Here is a 24,732-nt window from a genome sequence, read left to right as displayed (position 1 = left end):
ATCTGGCGCGGCCGGATGCGGCCGAGCTGCTTGTCTGCGGAACCGGTCGCCTCTCGCTCAACCTGCTGCAGGCGCATACGGCCATCCGCCCGATCAAGCGCATCCATATCTGGGGGCGTAATCCTGCAGGCGCAGAAAAGGTAGCGGCCGAAGCCCGAGAGCTTGGGCTGGCCGCTGAGGCGGTCTTCGATATCGAAGCGGCGGCGCGAACCGCCGACATCGTCTCCTGCGGCACGCTCTCAAGCGAGCCGCTCATTTGCGGCGCATGGCTGAAGCCCGGCGCGCATCTCGATCTCGTCGGCGGCTTCAAGCCTAGCATGCGTGAGACCGACGACGAGGCGATCCGCCGTGCGTCCGTCTTCGTCGATACGCGAGCCGGTGCGATGAAGGAAGCGGGTGATATCGTTCAGCCACTCGGAAGCGGCGTGCTCAACGAGGGTGCGATCAAGGCAGAACTTGCCGAACTCGTTTGCGGAACACGAGGCGGCCGCAGCGCGGAAGGCGAGATCACGCTTTTCAAATCGGTGGGCGCCGCGCTCGAGGATCTCGCCGGAGCGATTCTCGCCTATGAAACCGTTACCGGCGGGAAATAAGCGCAATGCCCGTTCTGCCGGAACTTCCGGTTTCTCACGTTCTGCCCGAGATCGGAACCGCACTTGCCGAAAACGGACGAGCCGTTCTTTCCGCGCCACCCGGCGCCGGGAAGACCACGCTTGTGCCACTTTATCTGCTGGATCAACCATGGCGCAACGACGGCAGGATCATTCTGCTGGAGCCACGGCGGCTGGCAGCGCGGGCTGCGGCGAGCCGCATGGCCTTTCTGCTCGGCGAACAGGTGGGCGAAACAGTCGGCTACCGCATGCGCCTCGACAACCGCATTTCCGGCAAGACGCGGATCGAAGTGGTCACCGAAGGCGTCTTTGCGCGCATGATTCTCGATGATCCGGAACTTTCGGGGGTTTCTTCAGTCATTTTCGACGAATTTCACGAGCGTTCGCTTGATGCGGATTTCGGGCTGGCATTGGCGCTCGACGTGCGCACGGCGCTCCGTAATGATCTGCGGCTTCTGGTGATGTCGGCAACGCTCGACGTCGAGCGTGTCGCAGCACTCCTCGACCATCCGCCGGTGATCGAAAGCAGGGGCCGGAGCTTTCCGATCGACGTCCGCTATCGGGATCGCCCGAGTGGCGAGCGTATAGAGGACGCCGCTATACGGGCAATCGTCGAGGCCCATGCGGGCGAGACGGGATCGATCCTCGCTTTCCTGCCTGGGCAGGCCGAAATCACCCGAACGGCGGAAAGGCTCGAAGGGCGGTTCGGGTCGGACACGCTGATCGCCCCTCTCTACGGCAATCTCGGCCAGAAAGAGCAGGATGCAGCAATCCGTCCGGCGGCGAAGGGCACGCGCAAGATCGTGCTTGCGACCTCGATCGCCGAGACGTCGATCACCATCGACGGCGTGCGCATCGTAATCGACAGCGGGCTGCAGCGGCTGCCGGTGTTCGAGGCTTCGGCAGGTATCACGCGGCTGGAGACGGTGAGGGTGTCGCGGGCATCTGCCGACCAGCGCGCCGGCCGCGCAGGCAGAACGGAACCCGGTATCGCGATCCGCCTCTGGCACCCGGGGCAGACGGCCGCCTTACCTGCTTTCACACCGCCGCAGATCCTGTCGAGCGATCTTTCCGGTCTCGTGCTCGATCTGGCCCATTGGGGCGTTCAGGATCCGACATCGCTTGCCTTCGTCGACCAGCCCCCAGCGACGACGCTGAAGGAAGCGCGCGCGCTGCTGCGGGAACTCGGAGCCCTGGACAAGGATGGAACCTTGACTGCGCGCGGAAAGACGATGCGCGACCTAGCGCTGCCGCCGCGGCTGGCAGCCATGGTGGTTTCGGCCGGCGACAGCGGCCACGCAAAAGAAGCTGCAATGCTTGCCGTTCTTCTCACGGAACAGGGCCTCGGCGGCACAAGCATCGACATCGAGGACCGTTTGCGGCGCTTCAAGGTGGAGAAGGGGGAAAGGGCGGATGCTTCGCGGCGCCTTGCCGGACGGCTGGCGCGTGGGCTCGACAAGATTTCCTCAAGTGCGCCACCGCTTGCCGGACAACTCCTGCTACATGCCTTTCCCGATCGGATTGCCCTGCAGCGCGGCGGGCGGGGACGGTACGTGATGGCAAACGGCCGGGGCGCCGAATTGTCGGAGACGGAACGTCTGGCAGGCAGCCAGATGCTGGTGATCGCCGATCTGACCGGACGCGCGACGCAGGCACGCATCCTCGCTGCGGCGGAGATTTCGCGCGGCGATGTCGAAACCCAGCTACCAGGTGTGATCAAGACCGGCGAGCAGACCTATTTCGACCTGCCGAGCAGGCAAGTCCGCGCCCGGCGCGCGACAAGGCTCGGCGCGATCGTTTTTGACGAAACGCCGTTGCCCCGGCCAGCCGGCGAGCCTGTTGCCGCAGCACTAGCGGATGGCATACGGCAATTGGGACTCAACGCCCTGCCCTTTTCCAAGGAAGCTATCCAGCTGCGCGAACGTATCGGCTTTCTGCATCGAACAATCGGCGCGCCATGGCCGGATCTAAGCGACGTTGCGTTACTGGAACGGCTGGACGACTGGTTTACGCCCTACCAGAGCGATGCGCGCGGGCTTTCGGATATTTCCGCCGGATCGCTCGCCAGCGGGCTGATGGCGCTTGTATCGCATGAACTGCAACGTGACCTCAACCGGCTTGCACCGACGCATTTCGAAGCGCCAACGGGCCAGCGGCATCCGATCCAGTATGACGGCGAGGAGCCGCTGCTGACGATCCGGGTGCAGGAGCTTTTCGGATTGAAGCAACATCCGGCGATCGGTGGCGGAAGGCTGCCGCTTCTTCTCGAATTGACCTCGCCCGCGCACCGGCCGATCCAGACGACGCGTGACCTGCCTGGGTTCTGGGCAGGTTCCTGGAAGGACGTACGTGCCGAAATGCGAGGCCGCTACCCGCGGCATTCCTGGCCGGAGCGGCCAGAGGAAGCCTTGCCGACGACACGCGCCAAGCCGCGTGGTAGATAAGCCTGGGCGAGGAGCCGAGCATGGCCGATGACGTCAACAACAAAACTCAGAACGACCGGCATAGCAGCCGCAGGCTGCGCCTGCAGACGCTCGTACGTTTGCGCTGGCTCGCGGTCGGCGGACAGGCGGCGACGGTTTTCATCGTTGCCTTCTGGCTGAAATTCCCGTTGCCGCTGCTCACCAGCAGCTTGCTGATTGCAGCGCTTGCCTGGGTCAATTTCTTTTTGACGATCCGGTATCCGCCGACACATCGCCTCGAACCGCCGGCTGCCCTCGCGCTGCTTGGGCTGGATCTGTTGCAGCTCTGCGCGCTGCTGTTTATCACCGGCGGTCTGGCGAACCCGTTTGCGGCGCTCGTCTGCGTGCCGGTCATCATTTCCTTTGCCTCCCAGCCGATCCGCTACAGCGTTGCACTCATCGTCTTTGCAATGGTCTGCATCACGATCCTCGCCTTTTCGCCCTTCCCGCTTCCATGGTTCAACGGTGCGCAGATCAATGTGCACAACGTCATGCAGTTCGGTGTCTGGTGCTCGATTGCTTCGACCATGGCCTTTGCAGCTTTTTATGCCTATCGCGTTTCGATGGAAGCGAGCCAGCTGGCGGATGCACTGGCCGCGACCGAACTCGTGCTGCAGAGGGAAAAGCACCTATCGCAACTCGACGGCCTGGCCGCGGCGGCCGCACATGAGCTCGGAACGCCGCTTGCGACGATCAGCGTCGTCGCAAAGGAGATGGAGCGCGAACTGAAGGACGACGACCGGTTCCGCGAGGACGTGCAACTGCTGCGCAGCCAGAGCGAACGTTGCCGCGATATCTTGAAGCGACTGACGAGCCTTTCGGCAGAGGGCGATGCGCATATGCGGCGGCTGCCGCTGTCTTCGATGATCGAGGAGATCATTGCGCCCTATCGCGAATTTCCGATCGAGATCGAGCTGATCGAGAAAAGCCCGCGCAAGGGTGAACCGGTGACAGAGCGCAATGCCGGGATCATCTATGGGCTTGGCAATCTCATCGAAAATGCCGTCGATTATGCTCGCGAGAAGGTAACGGTCACGGTCGAACATGACCACAACAAGGTGCTGATCGTCATCGAGGACGACGGCAACGGCTACGCACCGGATATTCTCACCCGTATCGGAGAGCCTTACGTCACCAAAAGGCAGAAGGAGGATACTGCAGGCGGGCTGGGGCTTGGACTTTTCATCGCCAAGACGCTGCTTGAACGTTCCGGTGCGACGCTGGTTTTCGAGAACCGCGATCCGGAAAGTGAAGGAGCGCGTATCCGTGTCGAATGGCCGCGCATGCTCATCGATGCAAATTCGACAAAATGACTTTATCGGCATAATGAAGATATGTGCAGTTGGCAAATATAGGGCGGTTGAAAACCGCCAGGATCGAAGACCATGACCGAACAAAGCCTCGAAACCGTTACTGCCGGCGAACACGACATCGGCGCCGATGCGAGCCTCTTGATCGTTGACGATGATGGTCCCTTCCTGCGACGCCTGGCTCGCGCCATGGAGACACGCGGCTTCCAGGTCGAAACGGCCGAATCGGTTGCGGAAGGTGTTGCGAAGTCGAAGAGTCATCCGCCGAAATATGCGGTGGTCGACCTACGGCTCGGCGATGGTAACGGCCTCGACGTCATCGAGGCGATCCGCCAGCGCCGGGACGATACGCGGATCATCGTGCTGACGGGCTACGGCAATATCGCAACGGCGGTGACGGCCGTGAAGCTGGGAGCTGTCGACTACCTCGCGAAGCCTGCCGATGCGGACGACGTGTTCGCAGCCTTGACTCAGCGGCCGGGCGAAAAGGCGGAACTTCCAGAAAACCCGATGTCGGCCGACCGGGTTCGTTGGGAACATATCCAGCGTGTCTACGAAATGTGCGAGCGCAACGTCTCCGAAACAGCGCGGCGGCTCAACATGCACCGCCGCACGCTGCAGCGAATTCTCGCCAAACGCGCTCCGAAATAGCCGCTGTTAAATGTCGTCGATGGCAAGCTGCTTGCCATTCGCCCATTCGGCCAGCATAAGTCTCTGCGCGGCGGCTCGGGAGAAATTCAGCATGACCGACTTGCGGGTTGCCGGCGCCAGGCGGTGCTCCGGCGCTTCGCGGATCATATGCGCGCCATAGCCGTCCGACAGGAACAGTCCGCATTCCGCCGGGAAGATATCAAGCGGCACATCCTTGTGCGTCGCAAAGAAAAGCCGGTCGCAATGCAGCCGGTATTCGGGCCATTTGCGATCAACGCGAAAATCCTCTATCGAGGTTTTGATCTCGATAATCCAGATCTCGCCCTTTTCCGACATGGTGATCAGATCGGCGCGCCGGCCGCTCGCCAACGGCAGTTCAGGCAAAACCGCATGACGCATGTCGTGAAGTAATATCTGAGTCCCTCGGCGCACAAGCATAGCTCTGTCCGATTGCCGGCCATCTATTAACGGATTGTTATTGTAAACGCTCAAAATCGTCATGGATAACCGTTTGGGAACATCCCGCTCTGTTGCAAAAAAACCATGCGGTTCTACTTTGCCGCTGCGGGCAACTCTCGTCGCACTGCAACATCTTGCAAAGACGAAGTTAATCGAAAATAAACCATAATCAAAGATGGTTCCAAGACCGTTTCCTCACTGCCAATCCTAAGAGATATTCATGCGCATCCGCAATGCATTCCCTGTGTTCGGCCTGATCGCGACCCTCGCTCTGGCCGGCTGCACCACCAATTCCGATCGCGCTTCCCTCGAAGACAAGGCCGCCGGCCCGACTGTCCAGACGGCTCAGATCTTCGATGACGCTTACGGCGTGAGGACTGATGCCGGATACGCCCTACCCGCCATCCCGATCCAGCGCGTCAAGCCGGAGTTCCGCCGACAGATCGTTTCCTACGAGACGACCGAGCGTCCGGGCACGATCATCGTCAACACCCGCGAACGCCACCTTTACTACGTCCTTCCGGGAGGCAAGGCGATGCGCTACGGCATCGGCGTCGGCAAGCAGGGCTTCGCATGGGCCGGCACGGCCTATGTCGCCTGGAAGCAGGAATGGCCGACCTGGCATCCGCCGAAGGAAATGGCTGTCCGCAAGCCCGACATTGCAAAATACGTCGAAGACGGCATGGGCCCAGGTCTCACGAATCCGCTCGGCGCGCGCGCCATGTATCTCTTCAACGAAAAGGGTCAGGATACCCTTTTCCGTCTTCACGGCACGCCCGAATGGGCCTCCATCGGCACCGCGGCTTCGTCCGGCTGCATCCGCCTCATGAACCAGGACGTTATCGACCTCTACAGCCGTGTCCGTCCGGGCAAGGCGACCAAGGTCATCGTTATCCAGTAAGCTAAAAAGCGAATTCGGTATAAAAAAGGCCGCCGGAAATTTCTTCCGGTGGCCTTTTGTTAGATCATGAGCCTTGTGCAGCCTGCTTGCCTTTGACCTCAAGACGGCGGCGATGGAGAACCGGTTCCGTGTAGCCGCTCGGCTGCTCCCTGCCCTTCAAGACAAGATCGACGGCTGCCTGGAAGGCGACCGAGCGCTCGAAATTCTCCGCCATCGGCATATAAGCGGGATCACCGGCATTCTGCTGATCGACGACTGCGGCCATGCGCTTCATCGTTTCGATGATCTGCGCTTCGCTGACGACCTTGTGGTGCAGCCAGTTGGCCATGTGCTGAGCGGAAATGCGAAGCGTTGCGCGGTCTTCCATCAGGGCGACATTGTTGATGTCGGGCACCTTTGAGCAGCCGACACCTTGATCGACCCAACGGACGACGTAGCCGAGGATGCCCTGCGCATTATTGTCGAGTTCTCGCTGGATTTCTTCCGCTGTCCAATTCGGCCGGGTGGCGACAGGAACGGAAAGGATATCGGAGAGCTTGGCGCGCGCACGATCCTTCAGTCCGCGCTGAACATCGGCCACCTTGATCCGGTGATAATGCGTCGCATGCAGTGTTGCTGCGGTTGGCGAGGGAACCCAGGCGGTGTTGGCGCCGGCCTTCGGGTGAGCGATCTTCTGCTCCAGCATGGCTGCCATCAGGTCAGGCATCGCCCACATGCCCTTACCGATCTGCGCGTGACCGGACAGGCCGCATTCGAGGCCGATATCGACGTTCCAGTTCTCGTAGGCGGAAATCCAGGCCGCCTGCTTCATATCGCCCTTGCGGATCATCGGGCCTGCTTCCATCGAAGTATGGATCTCGTCTCCGGTACGGTCCAGGAAGCCCGTATTGATGAAGACGACGCGCTCGCGGGCAGCACGAATGCATTCCTTGAGATTTACCGTCGTGCGGCGCTCCTCATCCATGATCCCCATCTTCATCGTGTTCTTCGCCATGCCGAGCAGTTCTTCGACGCGGGAGAAAATCTCGACGGCGAAGGCCACTTCCTCGGGCCCATGCATCTTCGGCTTGACGACATACATCGAGCCGGTGCGCGAGTTCTTGTGGAGGCCGTTGGGACCGATGTCGTAAAGCGCGATCAGAGCCGTAATGGCGGCATCCATGATGCCTTCAGGAACTTCCCGGCCGTCGCGGTCGAGTATGGCCGGATTGCTCATAAGGTGGCCGACATTGCGGACGAGCATCAGCGAGCGGCGGTGCAAATCAAAGGCGGAACCGTCCGGCGCCTGATAGGTGATGTCGGGATTGAGCTTGCGGACAAAAGTCGCGCCGCCCTTGCTCACCTCCTCCTGCAGGTCACCCTTCATGAGACCCAGCCAGTTGCGATAGACGACAACCTTGTCCTCGGCATCGACCGCGGCAATCGAATCCTCGCAGTCCATGATCGTCGTGATCGCAGATTCGAGCCAGACATCGGAGATCTGCGCCGGATCGCCCTTTCCGATCGGCGTCGAGCCATCGATGATAATCTCGATATGAATACCATTGTTTTTCAAGAGCAGATGTGTCGGCGCGTCCGCATCGCCTCGATAGCCGGCGAAATGCCGACTATCCGTGAGGGCCAGTTTCTCGCCGTCCGTCGAGGTGACCGCGAGAATTCCGCCGTCGGCCTTGAAGGCAGCCGCCTCCTTCCAGCTCGCGCCCTCGAGCGGCGCGGCGCTGTCCAGAAAATCGCGAACCCAGGCGATGACCTTTTCGCCGCGCTTCCGATTGTATCCCTTGCCTTTTTCCGCTCCGTCGTTTTCGGGAATGGCATCCGTTCCGTAAAGCGCATCATAAAGTGAGCCCCAGCGCGCATTTGCGGCGTTCAGCGCGTAACGCGCATTCATGACGGGAACGACGAGCTGAGGCCCTGCAATCGAAGCGATCTCGGGATCGACATTGTCGGTCGAAACTTGGAAATCCGAGCCTTCCGGCAGCAGGTAGCCGATTTCGCGCAGAAAGGCCTGATGGCTTTCCGTGTCCGCCGGCGCACCGTTCTGGCGATACCATTCGTCAATACGCGCCTGCAGGTGATCGCGTTTCAGAAGCAGTTCGCGGTTCTTCGGCGCGAGGTCATGAACGATTGCGGACAAGCCGGCGAAAAATGCATCCGCGTCAACCGGAAGGCTTGGAAGCACTTCGTTGACGATGAAGTCATGAAGGACAGTTTCGATGGAAAGACCGTTCTTTTCGATGCAGCTCATGCAATTCTCCTCCCGCGGAAGGCGGCGTTTTCACATGCTGTCAATTTGCGCCGCTTTCATTCATAGTCAATTCTGCAATAGTTCGAAAGATTTATGCCGATAAGGAAACAGTACGCTCCGTGACCCGCATCGGCAGACCGTTCTGAGGTTGGGTCGTCAACTTTTGCACCGGCCAGGGGTTGGTCTTTTCGGTCACGTCGAAGCGGAAACGGCTCATCAATACGGCCAGCACGATGACCGCCTCCTGCATGGCGAAGGTGGCACCGATGCAGACGCGCGGACCGGCACCGAACGGCAGGAACTGGAACCGGCCGATCTTGCCGCGGTTTTCCGGGAAAAACCGCTCGGGCATATAGGAACGCGGCTTCTCCCAATAGAGTTCATGCCGGTGAAGCGTCCAGGGCATGACGAGCACCGTCATGCCGGCATGAATATCGACCTTCTCGCCCTTGGAATCTGTCCAGCTGTCGTCGGCGATCGCCGCACGGTCGATCGACGGCGCCGGCGGATAGAGCCTTAGGGCCTCTTCGAAGGCGGCGCGGGTGAAGGGCATCAGATCGAGCCATTCGACGGGCTCGGCGCCGCTTGCGAGAACGCGGCCGATCTCTTCCTCCATCGCGTCGCGGATATGCGGACTGTTCGCCACGCAATAGAGCGTCCATGCGAGCGCTCGCGCCGTCGTTTCGTGACCCGCGCCGATGAAGGTCAGAATATTGTCTTCGATTTCCTCATTGGTGAGGCCGCCCGTTGCTGCCCGGTCGAGCAGCAGAGTCAGAAAATCTTCCGGGGCCGAACCGCGATCGGCAGCCATGCGACGGAGCCTGGCGTCCATCGTCTCGCGCACGATGGTGCGGAACTTGTCGAGAACCTTCTGGCCACCAATGCGTGTCACCCGCGGCACCCAGGACGGCGCTCGCAGGAGATCCATGGGATCGACGCGGCCCATACGGTGCAAAAGCGCGTTCACATCCTCAGCAAAGCTGTCTGATGAGGTGACGATCTCACCGGAAAACAGCGTATCGGCGAGAATCGCAAAGGTGAGCTCGGTCATATCGCTGGCGATTTCGAATACTTGGCTCTCGCCTGCGACCGCTTCGTATTTTCGCGCATAGACCTCGGATTGCCGCAGCATTTGCCCTGCGAAACCCTTGGCGTGGCGCGGCGTGAACACGGGAGCAACCGCCTTGCGCGATCGCTTCCAGACCTCCCCTTCGGCCGTTAGCAATCCGTCGCGCAATATCGGGCGCAATACGAGCTGGCGGATATCCGCCATGCGGTAGTTCGCGACGTTGTCGACCAGCACATGTTTGATGAGACCCGGATCGTTGACGATGATCGTGCTGTCGTGGAAGAAGCGCGTCTTGATCCAGGGAAGCGTGTAGGACGGCTCGCCCCAGAGCTCCAGCGGATTGCGAAGGATCGTGCGGATGATCTCCAGCGGCGACGGCGGCACAGAGCGCGGCAGCGGTGCGGGTGGAACAAACGGTTCCGGTCGCATATCCATGGAAATGGCCTTTCGCGGAGGATTATAACCTCGCGCCAAGGCGAAGGTTAGAGCAGGCCCTCAAGCTCGTCCAGCTTGTCGTTGATCAGCCAGCCGTAATAATTCTCCTCTGGCCAGACTAGCGCACCTGCAGCCTGGTTCTTCGCGGCGAGAGCCAAAGCGCGCTGGCGCGAATTGCCGACATTGTAAAGCGTCGCAGTCAGACCAGGATTCTTCGAAATATCCATGCCGGCGATCTGCTTGTAATCTTCGATCGACTCGCGGATCGAGGCCGCAACGAAGGCGAGCGAGATATCCGGCTCCATGATGGCGCGGTAAACGGCGCCGGCGTCCTTTTCGTTCAGTCTCGGATAGCCGGAAACACGGCTGACCAGATCCGAGAGCATTAATGCCGTCAGCGGGTTCACCTGGCCGAGACCAAAGGTCTGACCGGCATAAAACGGTTGGAAGAACACGGCGCTGAAGCGATTGTTCGGGAAGCTCTTGCCGTCGACAGCCTTCCCACGGAAGTCGCGTTCCCAAACATCCTCACGGCAGCTCCAGAGCAGATAGGAATCACGCTTGCCGTTGCACTCTGCAAACTGTGGACGATCGACGAAAGTGTCGACGCCCTCGCCCTCGAAGGCAAAGCGGAAGCTCTCGCCGGCATAGGATGCGGCCTTCACGTAGTAGGACTGAAGGCGGTCATAAGCATCGACGTTATAAGTGTGCTCGCCGACGATGGCGCCGATGATGTGGATGGGATCGATGCTGTAGGCGGCGGCCGTCTTCCTGATCTTGCCCATCAGTTCGCGATCGGTGGAGAGCAGTTCGAAAACTTTCTCGTACTTACGGTCGAAGGTCGACTTGGTGCCCTTGGTGCGGCGGACGGATGCGCCCGGGACCGCGGGCTGCTCGATGTTGCGATTGCCGGGCGGCACGACCTCAACGGCATAGGCTGGCACGGATGTGAGCGCCGCAATGGCGATCAGGAGGCATGTCAAGAGGCGTCGCACGATCAGCTATTCCGTCTGGTTATATCGTCTTCATGGCGAAGCGCGCTGACTGGACCAGAATCTTGGCCGAATAAAGCCGCGTTCACAAACAAGCGGGCCTTCACTAAGAAGTAAAAGGCCCGCTGTCGAGAGTTCAGACTGTCGAAATCCGCTGTGGAACCTGCAAAGGTTGCAGCCGGTGCGCCAATATCACAGGATGAAGCGCGAGAGATCCGTGTTCTGCGCCAGATCGCCGACGTGCTCACGCACATAGGCCGAGTCAATCTTTATCGCCGAACCACCGCGATCCGGCGCGTTGAAGGAAATATCGTCCAGTACACGTTCCATTACTGTCTGCAGCCGGCGAGCGCCGATGTTTTCGACCGAAGAGTTCAGATGGACTGCGACATCAGCCAGGGCATCGATCGCATCGTCGGTGAATTCTAGGTTCAGGTTCTCCGTTTCCATGAGAGCGCGATACTGCCGGATCAGGCTCGCTTCGGTTTCGGTCAGGATGCGTCGGAAGTCTTCCTTGGTCAGCGGTCGAAGTTCGACACGGATCGGCAGGCGGCCCTGCAATTCCGGCAGGAGATCGGAAGGCTTCGACACATGGAAGGCGCCCGAGGCGATGAAGAGGACATGGTCCGTCTTCACCGGTCCATACTTCGTGGAGACGGTCGTTCCTTCGACGAGTGGCAGAAGATCGCGCTGCACGCCTTCGCGCGACACGCCGGCCCCCATGCCGCCGTCCCGCGCCGCAATCTTGTCGATCTCGTCGAGGAAGACGATGCCATCATTTTCGACCGCGCGCACGGCTTCGCGCTGGATGATATCATTGTCGATCAGCTTGTCGGACTCGTCCCGGATGAGATCGGTATAGGAGGCTTTCACCGTCGTGCGGACCTTCTTGGTGCGTCCGCCCAGCGCCTTGCCGAACATTTCCGAGATGTTGAGAACACCGATATTGGCACCGGGCATGCCGGGGATTTCAAAGCCGCCCATGCCCGCGCCGGTATCGGCAACCTCGATGTCGATCTCCTTGTCGTCGAGTTCACCATTGCGCAGCTTCTTGCGGAAGCTGTCACGGGTAGCAGGAGAGGCGGTCGCACCGACAAGGGCATCAAGGACGCGTTCCTCGGCGCTCATATGAGCCTTTGATTCGACCTCGGCGCGCTTCTTGTCGCGCGCGAGCCCGATGCCGATTTCGACGAGGTCGCGGATGATTTGTTCGACATCGCGGCCGACATAACCGACCTCAGTGAACTTGGTTGCCTCGACCTTGATAAAGGGCGCACCGGCAAGCTTGGCAAGACGGCGGGAAATCTCCGTTTTGCCGACGCCGGTCGGGCCGATCATCAGGATATTCTTGGGCATCACTTCGTCACGCAGGCTCGGGTCAAGCTGCTGACGGCGCCAGCGATTGCGGAGCGCAATCGCCACGGCGCGCTTGGCCTCATGCTGACCGATAATGTAGCGGTCGAGTTCGGAAACGATCTCGCGGGGGGAAAAGGTGGTCATGGTAAATCCGTTTCTCCGGGTGCGTCCAGCGCCATGAAATGGGCCGGACCGTAAATGGAAGTTCTTGTATCGACGTAGCGAAAGCCCGCCTTCTCGTAAGCCCTGATCGCCCGAAGGTTTTCAGGATCCGGATCGATCACGATGCGCTTGGCGCCGTCTGCAAAAAGCTCGGACGTAAACTGGCGGATGATCGCAGCACCGTGGCCCTTGTCCGTCAGTTCCGGAATACCGATCGAGATGTCGATGCCGAGCGTACCCTTCGGCTGATCCTGATAAGGATGGCCCTCCTCGAGATGAGGATCGTAACTTTGCAGATAACCTATAGGCTTTCCGTCCAGTTCCACGATCATTGGCCGTGTTTCTTCGCTCGTCATTGCCTCTTCGATCGAACCAAGCTCCGTTGAAGCTTCGCCCCACCATCTCGCGACATGCGGCTCCGAAAGCCATTGCGCCAGAAGAGGGAAATCCTCATGGCAGACGTCGCGGAAACGGTAGCGGGAGGCAGGCTTAGTTTTCAGCATCCAGTGTTTCCACCACCATGTTGTGGTTCGTATAGACGCAGATATCGGCTGCGATATCCAGCGCGCGGCGCGCCACCTCCTCGGCAGACTTGTCCGTATCCATCAGGGCACGCGCCGCCGCCAATGCGTAGTTGCCGCCAGATCCGATCGCCGTGACGCCATGCTCGGGCTCCAGAACATCGCCGTTGCCGGTGACTGCCAGTGTTATCGATTTGTCGGCGACCAGCATCATGGCCTCGAGATTGCGAAGATATTTATCCGTGCGCCAGTCCTTGGCGAGCTCAACGGCTGCGCGCATTAACTGGCCCGGATACTGCTCGAGCTTCTTTTCAAGACGCTCGAGCAGCGTAAATGCGTCCGCGGTCGCACCAGCAAAGCCGGCAATGACCTCGCCCTTACCAATACGGCGCACCTTGCGCGCATTGCCCTTCATGACGGTCTGACCGAGGCTGACCTGGCCGTCACCGGCAATCACCACCTTGCCGCCCTTTCGAATTGTAATAATCGTTGTCATCAAAACATCCTTGCCCGGATCAGCGGGCGTTACGCCGAGCCGCTCTCCGGCCCTGTGAGCCCTATGTAAGTTGGCCGATGCCGATTGCAAATGGGCCGGTTTTTCTGCCGGTGCGCTTCTGGATATTTTAGGGAACGCCTGATAAGGAACGGCCGTCATTCCTGATGGAGCAGCCATATGGCCGAGACTGCAGCAAGCCGCATGGGCAATGTTTCGCGCAAGACCAACGAGACTTCGGTTTCCGTTTCCGTCAATCTTGATGGTAGCGGCAAAGCCAAGATCTCGACGGGCATCGGCTTCTTCGACCACATGCTCGATCAGCTTTCGCGACATTCCCTGATCGATATGGAGATCGAGACGAAGGGCGACCTGCATGTGGACGATCACCACACGGTCGAAGATACCGGGATTGCGATCGGCCAGGCGATTGCACAAGCGCTCAGCGACCGCCGTGGCATCACGCGCTATGCTTCGATCGACCTTGCCATGGACGAAACGATGACGAAAGCCGCCGTCGATCTTTCCGGCCGGCCGTTCCTTGTCTGGAACGTCGCCTTCAACGCGCCAAAGATCGGCACCTTCGACACTGAACTTATCCGCGAATTCTTCCAGGCACTTGCGCAGAACGCCGGCATCACCTTGCATATCCTGAACCATTATGGTGCCAACAACCACCATATTGCAGAGACCTGCTTCAAGGCCGTTGCCCGCGCGTTGCGCATGGCGACAGAGATCGATCCAAGACAGGCGGGCCGTGTTCCCTCGACGAAGGGCACGCTCGTCTGAGCCCCTTCAGGGAGCTTGAACGATATGACTTCCAGCTATCTGGTTTTGACGGCTCCTGGCGGAACGGACGTCACCCATGAGAAGACGCGCGTCATCCGCGACGGCTTCACGTTGCTCGGCTTTCTCTTTCCCTGGCTATGGCTTCTTCTACACCGGCTTTGGCTCTATGCGATTGCAGCATTCCTGCTTCAGGGGCTCGGCGGCGTTTTAATGGATCGGCCCGGACTCTGGCCGGCAGGCTTTGCGATCACGCTCGGCACTTGCATCCTAGCCGGCTTCGAGGGCCAGAACCTGCGAATCCGAAATCTCGCTTCCAAAGGCTGGAACGAGGAAGCCGTGATTACGGCAGATTCGCTTGCGACCGCGGAAGAGATCTATTTTTCGAATATCGAGACCGATGGCGACCGCATGCCCGCGCCGGAGTGGGAGCGACATCCGCACTCCGCCGGCCGCCATGGCAATACGACTTCGCTTGGTCTCTTTGGGTTTAACGGAGGACGCTGATGCGCGTCGCAATTATCGACTACGGCTCGGGCAATCTGCGCTCGGCAACGAAGGCCTTCGAACGCGCCGCACGCGAGGCAGGCATCGACGCCCACATCGATCTAACGGACAAGGCCGAGAATGTCGCGTCGGCCGATCGGGTCGTGCTGCCGGGTGTGGGTGCCTATGCCGATTGCCGCCACGGGCTCGATGCCGTTCCCGGCATGACCGAAGCGCTGATCGAAGCGGTTGAGAGGAAGACAAGGCCATTCCTCGGTATCTGCGTCGGTATGCAGCTGATGTCGTCGCGCGGCCTTGAAAAAACGGTGACGGAAGGTTTCGGCTGGATTCCTGGCGACGTCGTTGAAATGACACCGGACGATCCCGACCTCAAGATTCCGCAAATCGGCTGGAACACACTCGACCTTCGGCATCCGCATCCACTCTTCGAAGGCATTCCGACAGGGCCTGATGGCCTGCATGCCTATTTCGTGCATTCCTACTATCTGGCCGCCGAAAGCGCCGGCGATGTCATCGCCACGACAGAGTATGGCGGAGCGATGACGGCCTTCGTCGGACGCGACAACATGGCAGGTTCGCAATTCCATCCGGAGAAGAGCCAGAAGCTCGGTCTCGCCCTGATCACCAATTTCCTGCGCTGGAAGCCTTAGGCTCGCGCAGACCGCAAGGACTGAACCAACATGATCCTATTTCCAGCAATAGACCTCAAGGACGGCCAATGCGTTCGCCTGAAGCTCGGCGATATGGAGCAGGCAACGGTCTACAACCCCGACCCTGCATCACAGGCGAAAACGTTCGAAGACCAGGGCTTCGAATGGCTGCATGTTGTTGACCTCAACGGCGCCTTTACCGGCGAAAGCGTCAATGGCGCGGCCGTCGACACGATCCTCAAGGCAACGAAGAATCCGGTGCAGCTCGGCGGCGGCATCCGAACGCTGTCGCATATCGAAAACTGGCTCTCCCGCGGCCTGACACGTGTGATCCTCGGTACGGTTGCCGTTCGCGATCCGGCGCTGGTCATCGAGGCCTGCAGGCAGTTTCCGGGCTGCGTCGCCGTCGGCATCGATGCGAAGGGTGGCAAGGTGGCCGTGGAGGGCTGGGCGGAAGCCTCCGAGCTTGGCGTCGTCGAACTTGCCAGGAAATTCGAAGGTGCCGGCGTGGCGGCAATCATCTACACCGACATCGATCGCGATGGGATTTTGACCGGCATCAACTGGACCTCGACACTGGAGCTTGCCGATGCCGTTTCGATCCCGGTGATTGCCTCGGGCGGGCTCGCTTCGATCGAGGATGTGAAGCGCATGCTGCAGCCCGACGCCCGCAAGCTGGAAGGTGCCATCTCCGGCCGTGCGCTGTATGATGGACGAATTGATCCTCGGGAAGCCTTGGCGCTGATCAAGGCGGCGCGGGAAAAGGAAGACACACAATGACCCTGAAAGCCCGCGTCATCCCTTGCCTCGACGTCAAAGACGGCCGTGTCGTCAAGGGCGTCAACTTCGTCAACCTGATCGATGCCGGTGATCCGGTCGAGGCTGCGAAAGCCTATGATGCTGCCGGCGCAGACGAGCTGTGCTTCCTCGACATCACGGCCTCATCGGACAATCGCGAAACGATCTTCGATGTCGTTTCCCGCACCGCCGAACAGTGCTTCATGCCACTGACTGTCGGCGGCGGCGTGCGCAGCATCGGCGATATCCGCAAGCTGCTGCTGTGCGGTGCCGACAAGGTCTCGATCAATTCGGCGGCCGTGAACAATCCAGACTTCGTCGCTGAAGCTGCCGACAAGTTCGGCGACCAATGCATCGTCGTTTCGATCGACGCCAAGCGACGGCGCACGCAGGCTGTTGGCCAGGACAACTTGAGCGCCTGGGAAATCTATACTCACGGCGGCCGCACCGCGACCGGCATCGATGCCGTGGAATTTGCACAGACGATGGTTGCGCGCGGCGCCGGCGAGCTGCTTGTCACCTCGATGGATCGCGACGGCACGAAAGTCGGCTACGATCTTGAGCTCACCCGGGCGATCGCCGATTGCGTTCGCGTGCCCGTCATTGCATCGGGCGGCGTCGGCGATCTCGACGATCTGGTCGCAGGGGTGAAGGATGGTCATGCCAATGCCGTGCTTGCTGCCTCCATCTTCCATTTCGGCACCTATTCCGTCGGCGAAGCGAAGCACTATATGTCTTCGCATGGCATCGCGATGCGCCTCGACTGATTGAAAGCGACAGTATGACCGGATTTTCCCTTTCCGATCTGGAAAAGATCGTCGATGAGCGGTCGAAGGCCTCACCGGATGAATCCTGGACGGCGAAGCTCGTTGCCGCCGGGCAGCAGAAGGCAGCAAAGAAACTCGGCGAAGAAGCCATTGAAGCCGTCATGGCTGCTGTAGCGGGGGATCGCGCCAATCTTACCTACGAGGCGGCCGACCTCCTCTATCACCTTTTGGTCGTATTGAAGATAGCAGGCATTCCGTTGCAGGATGTGATGGCGGAGCTTGAGCGGCGTACGGCTCAATCCGGCGTCAAGGAAAAGGCCAGCCGGCAGAGTTCATGAGTATCGCGACGCAAATTCTCGGGGCGCCAGAAACGCTCGATCACTTCCAGGCGAATTCCTATTCGCCGTATAATTTCTTTTCTTCCGAGGAATGGGCGAAGTTCCGCGCCGACACGCCGCTCACGCTCACGGCCGAGGAGGTCGCGAGGTTGCGCTCGATGGGCGATCCGGTCGATCTCGACGAAGTCCGGCGCATCTACCTCTCGCTGTCGCGTCTGCTCTCCTCACATGTCGAATCATCGCAATTGCTCTTTGAACAGCGCAACCGGTTCCTCAGCTTGTCCGACGTGACGAAAACACCATTCGTCATCGGCATCGCCGGCTCCGTCGCCGTCGGTAAATCAACGACCGCGCGTATCTTGAAGGAACTGCTGCGGCGCTGGCCATCGAGTCCAAAGGTCGACCTGATCACGACCGACGGCTTTCTGCATCAAAACGCAGTACTCGAGCGGGAAAACCTTATGCAGCGCAAGGGCTTTCCCGAAAGCTACGACACAGGCGCCATCCTGAAATTTCTCTCCGCGATCAAGGCCGGACAGCCGAATGTGAAGGCGCCCGTCTATTCTCATCTGGTCTATGACGTCGTTCCGAACGAATACACGATCATCGACCGGCCCGACATCCTGGTTTTCGAAGGCATCAACGTTCTGCAGTCGCGCGACCTTCCGGCCGACGGCAAGATCGTGCCGATGGTTTCCGACTTTTTCGATTTCTCGATCTACATCGATGCCGAAGAAGAACTGATCCACAACTGGTATGTCACACGCTTCATGCGTCTGCGCGAAACCGCCTTCCGCGATCCGAATTCCTATTTCCATCGCTATGCCTCGATCAGCGAAAAAGAAGCGCTTTCCATCGCCGAAGGTCTTTGGGCCAACATCAACCTGAAGAATCTCCGGCAGAACATCCTGCCGACCCGCCCACGGGCTGATCTGATCCTGCGCAAGGGCGAAAACCACCTCATCGAGCAGGTCGCGCTCAGGAAGCTCTAGCCGGATTCACGGATCCACACGCCTTAACGTCAGATTGATCCGCCCGCCATTCTTGAGCAGCGTCGAAGTTGCCGGATAGATGCGGTCGACGCCGTGAAAGCATAAACGCCCTTCGCCCCCAAGAACCACGATATCGCCGCTGGCGAGTTTGACCGACCGCGTGCGGTCTGTGCGGGAAAGCCCGCCGATGCGGAAAAGACAACTGTTGCCGAGGGAGATCGAAACGACAGGCGCCTTCAAATCCTGCTCGTCCCTGTCTTGATGCAGACCCATTCTTGCGTCGTCCGAATAGAAATTGATCAGGCAAGCCTGCGGCGGTTTTTCGCAGTCGGAAACACCGTTCCAGATGTCGAGCAAGACGTCCGGCATCGCCGGCCACGGCCTGCCGGTGACAGGATGCGTCGATTGATAGCGGTAGCCGCGCTCCTTATCGGTGACCCAGCCCAGTGGACCGCAATTGCTCATCCGGACCGACATCGGTTTGCCCGTGCTCGGCATCACGGGCACGAAAAGCGGAGCCTCAGCGACGATGCTGCGGATCATTTCCACGAGCGCTTCCTGCCGGGCGCGGTCCAGATATTCCGGAAAGTGACGGACGCCGGTCGAAAGCTCCGTCATATCATTCTCCGCCGGGACGGCCGCGCATCTTCTTCACTTCGGCGCGCCCGGATTTTTCCTTCAGGCGGCGTTCGATCGAGCCTTTGGTCGGTTTCGTTTTCTTGCGCGGTGGCGGTGGGGGCTTGGCGGCCCCAAGGATCAGTTCCTTGAGGCGTTCTCGCGCATCCTCGCGATTGCGATCCTGGCTGCGAAAGCGGCTTGCCTCGATCATCAGCACGCCCTCTTTCGACATGCGCTTGCCGGCAAGCTTGATGGCATTCGTCTTGACGCGATCGGGAAGCGAAGGTGAATTGGGGATATTGAAGAACAGCTGGACGGCCGTCGAAACCTTGTTGACATTTTGGCCGCCGGGGCCACCGGCCAGAACAAATTGTTCCGTCAGCTCCCATCCAGCGATGGTGATCCCGTCGTTGATATAGAGCGCGTCGCTGGCCATGCGGGCTTCTATCTCATATCCGCGGGAATTTTAAAACACGCAAAGAAAAACCCGGCGGAATGGGCCGGGTTTCACGTGAATCATCAATATTTTAGAACCTATTCGGCCGCAGCCTTGATGCCGGGCGCCGCATCGCGCACGCCGCCGTCGACATGTGCCTCAAACTTCGCGAAGTTCGAAATGAACATGGAGACGAGCTTTTCTGCCTGAATATCATAGGCTGCACCGTTGGCCCACGTAGAGCGCGGATCGAGAATACCGCTTTCGACGCCAGCGACAGTCACGGGCACCGCGAAACCGAAATTAGGATCAATGCGGAAATCTGCCTTGGCCAGTTCGCCGGAGAGCGCTGCCGACAGCAAAGTACGTGTGGCCTTGATCGGCATGCGCTTGCCGGTACCATAAGCACCACCCGTCCAACCGGTATTGACAAGCCAGCATTCAACACCGTGGCGATGGATGAGTTCTTTCAGCAGATTGCCATATTCGGTTGGATGACGCGGCATGAACGGCGCACCGAAGCAGGTCGAGAACGTCGCTTCTGGTTCCGTCACTCCCTTTTCCGTGCCGGCGACCTTTGCGGTGTAGCCGGAAAGGAAGTGATACATGGCCTGATCCGGCGTCAGACGCGCGATAGGCGGCATGACGCCGAAAGCATCCGCCGTCAGCATGATGATCGTTTTCGGATGCGCGGCAAGGCCCGTCTTCGAGGCATTGGGAATGAAATTCAGCGGATAGGCGCAGCGCGTATTTTCCGTCAACGAGCCATCGTCGAAATCGGGCTCGCGCAGTTCGTTGAGCACGACGTTTTCCAGTACCGTGCCGAAACGCTGCGTTGTCGCGTAGATTTCCGGCTCCGCCTCCGCCGAAAGACGGATTGTCTTGGCGTAGCAGCCGCCTTCGAAATTGAAGATGCCGTTTTCGCCCCAGCCATGCTCGTCGTCTCCGATCAGGGTGCGCGACGGATCAGCCGACAGCGTCGTCTTGCCGGTGCCGGAGAGGCCGAAGAAGACCGCAGAATCGCCATCCGGGCCGACATTAGCCGAGCAATGCATCGGCATGACACCCTTTGACGGCAAGAGGTAGTTGAGTACGGTGAAGACGGATTTCTTCATCTCTCCAGCATAGGATGTGCCGCCGATCAGCACGAGACCGTTCGTCAGGTCGCATGCAATAACCGTCTCGCTGCGGCAGCCGTGACGCTTCGGATCGGCCTTGAAGCTCGGCAGATCGATGATCGTCAGTTTCGGCACGAAGGATGCAAGGGCAGAAAGCTCCGGACGGATCAGAAGATTGCGGATGAAAAGCGAGTGCCAGGCAAATTCCGTCACCACACGCGTCGGCAGCGAGTAGTTCTTGTCGGCGCCGCCGATCAGGTCCTCGGCGAAAAGCTCCTTGCCGGCGGCATGCGCCAGCATATCCTGATGCAGCAAGGCAAAATGCTCCGGCGACATCGGCTTGTTGTTGTCCCACCAGATTTCGCCGTCGGTATTGGCATCGCGAACGACGAATTTGTCGCGTGGCGAGCGGCCGGTATGTTGTCCCGTCAATGCACGAAGGGCGCCTTGGGCCGTCAGTTCGGCTTCACCGCGGCGAATCGCTTCTTCATAAAGGGAGGCGGCGGTGAGGTTATAGCGGACGCTTTTTGCGCCGCTCAAACCAATCGTCGCCAGCGTTATCGCCGGGTTGTGAATTCCGAACGTCTCCATGGCTTTTCCTTTCGTCCAAGGCTTCCGCCGTTAAAACCAAGAGCAAAACTACGGTGACCAATTTTAAAAAGCAATAGTGCAAAATGGCGAAAATATAATGATATCAAATAATTAATCGATTTAAATTTCCTTCGTGTATTTTAAATCGTTTGAATTATGCGTTTGGGTTTGGTTTTCGCCGCGCCACGTGCGTCCACCATTTGCACATTGCAGCAATGCCTGCCCTTTATCTTTGCCACAATTTGTTCCACCTTTATCCTCCATAAGCGCCTCCGGTCGTTGGGCCGGCCTGGGGACATCAGACATTCCGGGAGATGCGCATAGATGACGGAGATGAACACCATGGCGACAATCGCGCTCGTTGACGACGACCGCAATATCCTGACTTCCGTGTCGATCGCACTGGAAGCCGAAGGATACAAGGTCGAAACCTATACGGATGGCGCCTCGGCCCTCGATGGCCTTATCGCGCGCCCTCCGCAACTCGCTATCTTCGATATCAAGATGCCGCGCATGGATGGAATGGAGCTCTTGCGCCGGTTGCGGCAGAAATCCGATATGCCGGTGATTTTCCTCACGTCCAAGGACGAGGAGATCGACGAACTCTTCGGCCTGAAGATGGGTGCCGATGACTTCATCACCAAGCCATTCTCCCAGCGACTGCTCGTGGAACGGGTCCGCGCCGTGCTTCGCCGGGCTTCCAGCCGGGAAACAACGACGGTTGCTGGCGCTGGCGCCGCGCCAAAAACAGGCGCTGCCCAGCTCGCGCGCTCACTCGAACGCGGCCAGCTGGTGATGGACCAGGAACGCCATACCTGCACATGGAAGAGCGAACCGGTGACGCTGACGGTAACCGAGTTCCTGATCCTTCACTCGCTCGCACAACGGCCGGGCGTGGTGAAAAGCCGCGACGCGCTGATGGACGCGGCCTATGACGAACAGGTCTATGTCGACGACCGTACCATCGACAGCCACATCAAGCGGCTTCGCAAGAAATTCAAGATGGTCGATACCGACTTTGATATGATTGAAACGCTTTACGGAGTGGGGTACCGCTTCCGCGAAGCAGCCTGACGCCTGTCGGCGCGGCGCATGAGTATTGTCGAGGGCTGGAGGCGGGAGACCGCCACGCCCTCCGAAAGGGCCTGTCGTTGGCACAGTTGGTGCAGGAAAGGGATTTGGATGATGCGGAAGGCTTGAGCGGCCGCCGTGTCAGGGGAAGGCGCTGGTCGCATCCCTTCACCATCATTCGCCGCATCTTCGGCAATGCGGTCTTTTCGAGCCTGACGCGCCGCATCCTCTTCTTCAATCTCGCAGCACTGCTCGTCCTTGTCGGCGGCATTCTTTACCTCAACCAGTTTCGCGAGGGCCTGATCGACGCCCGCGTCGAGAGCTTGCTCACGCAGGGCGAAATCATCGCCGGTGCGGTTTCGGCATCGGCCTCCGTCGATACGAACTCTATCACCATCGATCCGCAGAAGCTTCTCGAACTGCAGGCCGGGCAGAGCATTACGCCCGTCCCGAATGATGAGGATCTTGAATTCCCGATCGATCCGGAAAAGGTAGCACCGGTTCTCAGACGGTTGATTTCGCCCACGCGGACGCGTGCCCGCATCTTTGATGCCGATGCCAACTTGCTTCTCGATTCGCGCCATCTCTATTCGCGAGGTCAGGTCTTGCGCTTCGACCTGCCGCCGGTGGAGGAAGAGAAGCAGACTTGGGCTGAATGGCTTACAACCCTTTTCAACAAGGCGCTCCAGCCTGGAAATCTGCCGGTCTACAAGGAAGCGCCGGGTGGCGACGGGTCGATCTATCCGGAAGTGATGAATGCGTTGACGGGAGTGCGCGGCGCCGTTGTACGCACCACCGACAAGGGCGCACTCATCGTCTCTGTAGCTGTCCCGATCCAGCGTTTTCGTGCCGTTCTCGGCGTTCTGCTGCTTTCGACGCAAGCCGGTGACATCGACAACATCGTTCATGCCGAACGCTTGGCGATCATGCGCGTCTTCGGTGTGGCGACACTCGTCAATGTTCTGTTGTCGCTGGTTCTTTCTTCGACCATCGCCAATCCGCTTCGCCGTCTCTCGGCTGCGGCGATCCGCGTCCGGCGCGGCGCAAAGGAGCGCGAGGAAATCCCGGATTTCTCAGCCCGCCAGGACGAGATCGGCAACCTTTCGATCGCGCTCCGCGAGATGACTACCGCACTTTATGACCGTATCGATGCGATCGAGAGCTTTGCCGCCGATGTCAGCCACGAGCTCAAGAACCCACTGACCTCGCTTCGCAGCGCCGTGGAAACGCTGCCGCTAGCCAAGTCGGACGATTCCAAGAAGCGGTTGATGGATGTGATCCAGCACGACGTCCGCCGCCTCGATCGTCTCATCAGCGATATCTCCGACGCCTCGCGCCTCGATGCCGAACTTGCCCGCGTCGATGCTCGATCCGTCGATCTCGAGGTGTTCCTCAGCGATCTGGTGGAGGTTTCAAGGCAGATTCGCCACAAGAATAAAGAGGTACAGATCGAGCTCGCGATCGAACGCAAGCCCGGCGTCAAGACGCGCTTCGTCGTCAATGGTCATGATCTGCGTATCGGTCAGATCATTACCAACCTCATCGAGAATGCCCGCTCCTTCGTTCCGGATGAAGGCGGCAAGATCACCGTCCGGCTGTTCCGCACCCGGTCGCGCTGCATTGTCTATATCGAAGACAACGGTCCGGGCATCCAGGCCGAAAATATCGACCGCATCTTCGAGCGCTTCTATACCGACCGGCCCGAGTCAGAAGGGTTCGGGCAAAATTCCGGTCTTGGCCTGTCGATCAGCCGTCAGATCGCAGAGGCCCATGGCGGCTCGTTGCGTGCCGAAAACATCATCGATGCAGAAAGGGCAGATGTGCTTGGCGCCCGCTTCATTCTGGCCCTCCCCGCAGTCTCGGTGTCATCATGACGGGCGCAACTTTCAACATCAACGCCACGGCGATCGTCGTCAACAAGACCGGCCTGCTCTTTGTTGGCCCCTCCGGCTGGGGTAAATCCATGCTGGCATTCACGTGCATCACGGAAGCCAAACGGATGGGGCTGCCCGCCTCACTGGTCGCCGACGATCAGGTATTTCTGTCGAAACGCGACGGACAGATGATCGCTGAACGACCGTCCGCAATCTCTGGTTTGATCGAGCTGCGCGGTACCGGCATCGTCAAGTGCGAAAGCGTTCCGCTCGCCCCGATGCATTATGCCGTGCTGCCCGGCAGTACGTCGGGCGAAAATCGTCTGCCGCCTGAAAACGACGTCGCTCAATTCGCAGAAGGCTTTTCGCTGCCGGCTCTGCGCTTGCTGCCAAACGCTCCAGTACCTCTCGCGATTTTGATGGCAATGGCACCGGACATCGGCCGATAATGCCTGCTGCATAGGCGCATTCGCCGCATATGCCTGCATTTTTATCTTGCACTTCGGCTTTTGATGGCCA

General features: G+C 59.5%; 26 protein-coding genes (1 of these 26 running past the window's edge). 15 read left to right on the top strand and 11 right to left on the bottom strand.

Annotated features, from left to right (window positions below; genetic code table 11):
- The 4 genes from lhpI to RGR602_RS00285 form a co-directional block, all read left to right on the top strand.
- A protein-coding gene (gene lhpI / locus RGR602_RS00300) for a bifunctional Delta(1)-pyrroline-2-carboxylate/Delta(1)-piperideine-2-carboxylate reductase (RefSeq protein WP_039843448.1) crosses the window boundary here: on the top strand, positions 1–593 show its 3' portion. Its footprint begins 355 nt before the window's first position; the window shows 593 of its 948 coding nt (coding positions 356–948); its start codon lies beyond the left edge, outside the window; its stop codon occupies positions 591–593.
- Positions 594–598: 5 nt separating this feature from the next.
- Positions 599–3,055, top strand: coding sequence for an ATP-dependent helicase HrpB (hrpB, locus tag RGR602_RS00295; protein ID WP_039843447.1), 2,457 nt, complete (start codon positions 599–601; stop codon positions 3,053–3,055).
- Between the two features lie 20 nt (positions 3,056–3,075).
- Positions 3,076–4,386, top strand: coding sequence for an ActS/PrrB/RegB family redox-sensitive histidine kinase (locus RGR602_RS00290; RefSeq protein ID WP_039843446.1), 1,311 nt, complete (start codon positions 3,076–3,078; stop codon positions 4,384–4,386).
- A gap of 72 nt (positions 4,387–4,458) precedes the next feature.
- Positions 4,459–5,034: an ActR/PrrA/RegA family redox response regulator transcription factor gene (locus tag RGR602_RS00285; protein ID WP_039843445.1), complete on the top strand. Its 576-nt coding sequence runs from the start codon at positions 4,459–4,461 to the stop codon at positions 5,032–5,034.
- Between the two features lie 6 nt (positions 5,035–5,040).
- Here the strand turns inward: RGR602_RS00285 and RGR602_RS00280 are convergent, their stop codons facing one another.
- Complete coding sequence (locus RGR602_RS00280) at positions 5,041–5,535, bottom strand: MmcB family DNA repair protein (RefSeq protein WP_039843444.1); 495 nt, start codon at positions 5,533–5,535, stop codon at positions 5,041–5,043.
- A 178-nt stretch (positions 5,536–5,713) separates the two neighbouring features.
- Here RGR602_RS00280 and RGR602_RS00275 point away from each other — a divergent pair, with 178 nt between their 5' ends.
- Positions 5,714–6,394, top strand: a complete 681-nt coding sequence (locus RGR602_RS00275; protein ID WP_039843443.1) for a L,D-transpeptidase — start codon at positions 5,714–5,716, stop codon at positions 6,392–6,394.
- 64 nt (positions 6,395–6,458) lie between these two features.
- Here RGR602_RS00275 and RGR602_RS00270 read toward each other — a convergent pair whose 3' ends face one another.
- The 6 genes from RGR602_RS00270 to hslV all read right to left on the bottom strand — a co-directional run bounded on the left by RGR602_RS00270 (position 6,459) and on the right by hslV (position 13,670).
- Positions 6,459–8,639, bottom strand: coding sequence for a malate synthase G (locus RGR602_RS00270; protein ID WP_039843442.1), 2,181 nt, complete (start codon positions 8,637–8,639; stop codon positions 6,459–6,461).
- A 91-nt stretch (positions 8,640–8,730) separates the two neighbouring features.
- Positions 8,731–10,143: a cytochrome P450 gene (locus RGR602_RS00265; RefSeq protein ID WP_039843441.1), complete on the bottom strand. Its 1,413-nt coding sequence runs from the start codon at positions 10,141–10,143 to the stop codon at positions 8,731–8,733.
- Between the two features lie 47 nt (positions 10,144–10,190).
- On the bottom strand, positions 10,191–11,138 hold the full coding sequence (locus RGR602_RS00260; protein ID WP_039843440.1) for a DUF1402 family protein: 948 nt from the start codon (positions 11,136–11,138) through the stop codon (positions 10,191–10,193).
- A gap of 189 nt (positions 11,139–11,327) precedes the next feature.
- On the bottom strand, positions 11,328–12,635 hold the full coding sequence (gene hslU, locus RGR602_RS00255) for an ATP-dependent protease ATPase subunit HslU (RefSeq protein ID WP_039843439.1): 1,308 nt from the start codon (positions 12,633–12,635) through the stop codon (positions 11,328–11,330).
- Entirely contained in the window at positions 12,632–13,156 is a 525-nt protein-coding gene (locus RGR602_RS00250; RefSeq protein WP_039843438.1) for a GNAT family N-acetyltransferase, read from the bottom strand. Before RGR602_RS00250 ends, hslU begins: the two co-directional genes overlap by 4 nt.
- Complete coding sequence (hslV, locus tag RGR602_RS00245) at positions 13,143–13,670, bottom strand: ATP-dependent protease subunit HslV (RefSeq protein WP_039843437.1); 528 nt, start codon at positions 13,668–13,670, stop codon at positions 13,143–13,145. The genes RGR602_RS00250 and hslV overlap by 14 nt, the downstream gene beginning before the upstream one ends.
- A gap of 177 nt (positions 13,671–13,847) precedes the next feature.
- Between hslV and hisB the strand changes: the two genes are divergently transcribed.
- From hisB to coaA, 7 genes are read left to right on the top strand one after another with little or no spacing between them, the layout of a single operon-like run.
- Positions 13,848–14,456: an imidazoleglycerol-phosphate dehydratase HisB gene (gene hisB, locus RGR602_RS00240; protein ID WP_039843436.1), complete on the top strand. Its 609-nt coding sequence runs from the start codon at positions 13,848–13,850 to the stop codon at positions 14,454–14,456.
- Positions 14,457–14,480: 24 nt separating this feature from the next.
- Positions 14,481–14,960, top strand: coding sequence for a DUF2628 domain-containing protein (locus tag RGR602_RS00235; RefSeq protein ID WP_039843435.1), 480 nt, complete (start codon positions 14,481–14,483; stop codon positions 14,958–14,960).
- Positions 14,960–15,610: an imidazole glycerol phosphate synthase subunit HisH gene (hisH, locus tag RGR602_RS00230; protein WP_039843434.1), complete on the top strand. Its 651-nt coding sequence runs from the start codon at positions 14,960–14,962 to the stop codon at positions 15,608–15,610. The genes RGR602_RS00235 and hisH overlap by 1 nt, the downstream gene beginning before the upstream one ends.
- A gap of 30 nt (positions 15,611–15,640) precedes the next feature.
- The gene (gene hisA, locus RGR602_RS00225; protein WP_039843433.1) at positions 15,641–16,390 is read left to right on the top strand and encodes a 1-(5-phosphoribosyl)-5-[(5-phosphoribosylamino)methylideneamino]imidazole-4-carboxamide isomerase; all 750 of its coding nucleotides are present in this window, start codon (positions 15,641–15,643) and stop codon (positions 16,388–16,390) included.
- Entirely contained in the window at positions 16,387–17,175 is a 789-nt protein-coding gene (gene hisF / locus RGR602_RS00220; RefSeq protein WP_039843432.1) for an imidazole glycerol phosphate synthase subunit HisF, read from the top strand. The genes hisA and hisF overlap by 4 nt, the downstream gene beginning before the upstream one ends.
- 14 nt (positions 17,176–17,189) lie before the next feature.
- Positions 17,190–17,513, top strand: a complete 324-nt coding sequence (locus RGR602_RS00215) for a phosphoribosyl-ATP diphosphatase (protein WP_039843431.1) — start codon at positions 17,190–17,192, stop codon at positions 17,511–17,513.
- Positions 17,510–18,505, top strand: a complete 996-nt coding sequence (gene coaA, locus RGR602_RS00210) for a type I pantothenate kinase (RefSeq protein WP_039843430.1) — start codon at positions 17,510–17,512, stop codon at positions 18,503–18,505. The genes RGR602_RS00215 and coaA overlap by 4 nt, the downstream gene beginning before the upstream one ends.
- 6 nt (positions 18,506–18,511) lie before the next feature.
- Here the strand turns inward: coaA and RGR602_RS00205 are convergent, their stop codons facing one another.
- The 4 genes from RGR602_RS00205 to RGR602_RS36815 form a co-directional block, all read right to left on the bottom strand.
- Positions 18,512–19,123 (bottom strand): alpha-ketoglutarate-dependent dioxygenase AlkB family protein, encoded by a 612-nt coding sequence (locus tag RGR602_RS00205; RefSeq protein ID WP_039843429.1) that lies wholly within the window; start codon positions 19,121–19,123, stop codon positions 18,512–18,514.
- 1 nt (position 19,124) lies between these two features.
- Positions 19,125–19,559 (bottom strand): alternative ribosome rescue aminoacyl-tRNA hydrolase ArfB, encoded by a 435-nt coding sequence (gene arfB, locus RGR602_RS00200; RefSeq protein WP_039843428.1) that lies wholly within the window; start codon positions 19,557–19,559, stop codon positions 19,125–19,127.
- Between the two features lie 98 nt (positions 19,560–19,657).
- Positions 19,658–21,268: a phosphoenolpyruvate carboxykinase gene (locus RGR602_RS00195; protein ID WP_039843427.1), complete on the bottom strand. Its 1,611-nt coding sequence runs from the start codon at positions 21,266–21,268 to the stop codon at positions 19,658–19,660.
- A gap of 120 nt (positions 21,269–21,388) precedes the next feature.
- Positions 21,389–21,532: a hypothetical protein gene (locus tag RGR602_RS36815; protein WP_170250135.1), complete on the bottom strand. Its 144-nt coding sequence runs from the start codon at positions 21,530–21,532 to the stop codon at positions 21,389–21,391.
- Positions 21,533–21,610: 78 nt separating this feature from the next.
- On the opposite strand from RGR602_RS36815, the gene RGR602_RS00190 reads away from it, so the two are divergent.
- The 3 genes from RGR602_RS00190 (at position 21,611) to RGR602_RS00180 (ending at position 24,662) form a co-directional block, all read left to right on the top strand.
- Positions 21,611–22,342, top strand: a complete 732-nt coding sequence (locus tag RGR602_RS00190; RefSeq protein WP_194730257.1) for a response regulator transcription factor — start codon at positions 21,611–21,613, stop codon at positions 22,340–22,342.
- A 77-nt stretch (positions 22,343–22,419) separates the two neighbouring features.
- Positions 22,420–24,213: a sensor histidine kinase gene (locus RGR602_RS00185; RefSeq protein ID WP_039843425.1), complete on the top strand. Its 1,794-nt coding sequence runs from the start codon at positions 22,420–22,422 to the stop codon at positions 24,211–24,213.
- Positions 24,210–24,662 (top strand): HPr kinase/phosphorylase, encoded by a 453-nt coding sequence (locus RGR602_RS00180; RefSeq protein WP_039843424.1) that lies wholly within the window; start codon positions 24,210–24,212, stop codon positions 24,660–24,662. The genes RGR602_RS00185 and RGR602_RS00180 overlap by 4 nt, the downstream gene beginning before the upstream one ends.
- Positions 24,663–24,732: the final 70 nt, after the last annotated feature.

Origin of the sequence: Rhizobium gallicum bv. gallicum R602sp, assembly GCF_000816845.1 — a bacterium.
Taxonomy (GTDB): Bacteria; Pseudomonadota; Alphaproteobacteria; order Rhizobiales; family Rhizobiaceae; genus Rhizobium; species Rhizobium gallicum.
The sequence above is the reverse complement of the archived record's forward strand: the minus strand, read 5'-3'. Positions and strand labels throughout refer to the sequence as shown.

What these genes read in the sequence shown, in the direction of transcription:
- RGR602_RS00290 (WP_039843446.1), top strand. Translation starts at nt 3,076, where the DNA reads ATGGCCGATGACGTCAACAACAAAACTCAGAACGACCGGCATAGCAGC.
- hisF (WP_039843432.1), top strand. Translation starts at nt 16,387, where the DNA reads ATGACCCTGAAAGCCCGCGTCATCCCTTGCCTCGACGTCAAAGACGGC.
- hisH (WP_039843434.1), top strand. Translation starts at nt 14,960, where the DNA reads ATGCGCGTCGCAATTATCGACTACGGCTCGGGCAATCTGCGCTCGGCA.
- hisB (WP_039843436.1), top strand. Translation starts at nt 13,848, where the DNA reads ATGGCCGAGACTGCAGCAAGCCGCATGGGCAATGTTTCGCGCAAGACC.
- RGR602_RS00180 (WP_039843424.1), top strand. Translation starts at nt 24,210, where the DNA reads ATGACGGGCGCAACTTTCAACATCAACGCCACGGCGATCGTCGTCAAC.
- RGR602_RS00275 (WP_039843443.1), top strand. Translation starts at nt 5,714, where the DNA reads ATGCGCATCCGCAATGCATTCCCTGTGTTCGGCCTGATCGCGACCCTC.
- RGR602_RS00265 (WP_039843441.1), bottom strand. Translation starts at nt 10,143, where the DNA reads ATGGATATGCGACCGGAACCGTTTGTTCCACCCGCACCGCTGCCGCGC.
- hslU (WP_039843439.1), bottom strand. Translation starts at nt 12,635, where the DNA reads ATGACCACCTTTTCCCCCCGCGAGATCGTTTCCGAACTCGACCGCTAC.
- hisA (WP_039843433.1), top strand. Translation starts at nt 15,641, where the DNA reads ATGATCCTATTTCCAGCAATAGACCTCAAGGACGGCCAATGCGTTCGC.
- RGR602_RS00270 (WP_039843442.1), bottom strand. Translation starts at nt 8,639, where the DNA reads ATGAGCTGCATCGAAAAGAACGGTCTTTCCATCGAAACTGTCCTTCAT.
- coaA (WP_039843430.1), top strand. Translation starts at nt 17,510, where the DNA reads ATGAGTATCGCGACGCAAATTCTCGGGGCGCCAGAAACGCTCGATCAC.
- RGR602_RS00250 (WP_039843438.1), bottom strand. Translation starts at nt 13,156, where the DNA reads ATGCTGAAAACTAAGCCTGCCTCCCGCTACCGTTTCCGCGACGTCTGC.
- RGR602_RS00285 (WP_039843445.1), top strand. Translation starts at nt 4,459, where the DNA reads ATGACCGAACAAAGCCTCGAAACCGTTACTGCCGGCGAACACGACATC.
- RGR602_RS36815 (WP_170250135.1), bottom strand. Translation starts at nt 21,532, where the DNA reads ATGGAGGATAAAGGTGGAACAAATTGTGGCAAAGATAAAGGGCAGGCA.
- hrpB (WP_039843447.1), top strand. Translation starts at nt 599, where the DNA reads ATGCCCGTTCTGCCGGAACTTCCGGTTTCTCACGTTCTGCCCGAGATC.
- RGR602_RS00235 (WP_039843435.1), top strand. Translation starts at nt 14,481, where the DNA reads ATGACTTCCAGCTATCTGGTTTTGACGGCTCCTGGCGGAACGGACGTC.
- RGR602_RS00215 (WP_039843431.1), top strand. Translation starts at nt 17,190, where the DNA reads ATGACCGGATTTTCCCTTTCCGATCTGGAAAAGATCGTCGATGAGCGG.
- hslV (WP_039843437.1), bottom strand. Translation starts at nt 13,670, where the DNA reads ATGACAACGATTATTACAATTCGAAAGGGCGGCAAGGTGGTGATTGCC.
- RGR602_RS00190 (WP_194730257.1), top strand. Translation starts at nt 21,611, where the DNA reads ATGGCGACAATCGCGCTCGTTGACGACGACCGCAATATCCTGACTTCC.
- RGR602_RS00195 (WP_039843427.1), bottom strand. Translation starts at nt 21,268, where the DNA reads ATGGAGACGTTCGGAATTCACAACCCGGCGATAACGCTGGCGACGATT.
- RGR602_RS00280 (WP_039843444.1), bottom strand. Translation starts at nt 5,535, where the DNA reads ATGACGATTTTGAGCGTTTACAATAACAATCCGTTAATAGATGGCCGG.
- RGR602_RS00205 (WP_039843429.1), bottom strand. Translation starts at nt 19,123, where the DNA reads ATGACGGAGCTTTCGACCGGCGTCCGTCACTTTCCGGAATATCTGGAC.
- arfB (WP_039843428.1), bottom strand. Translation starts at nt 19,559, where the DNA reads ATGGCCAGCGACGCGCTCTATATCAACGACGGGATCACCATCGCTGGA.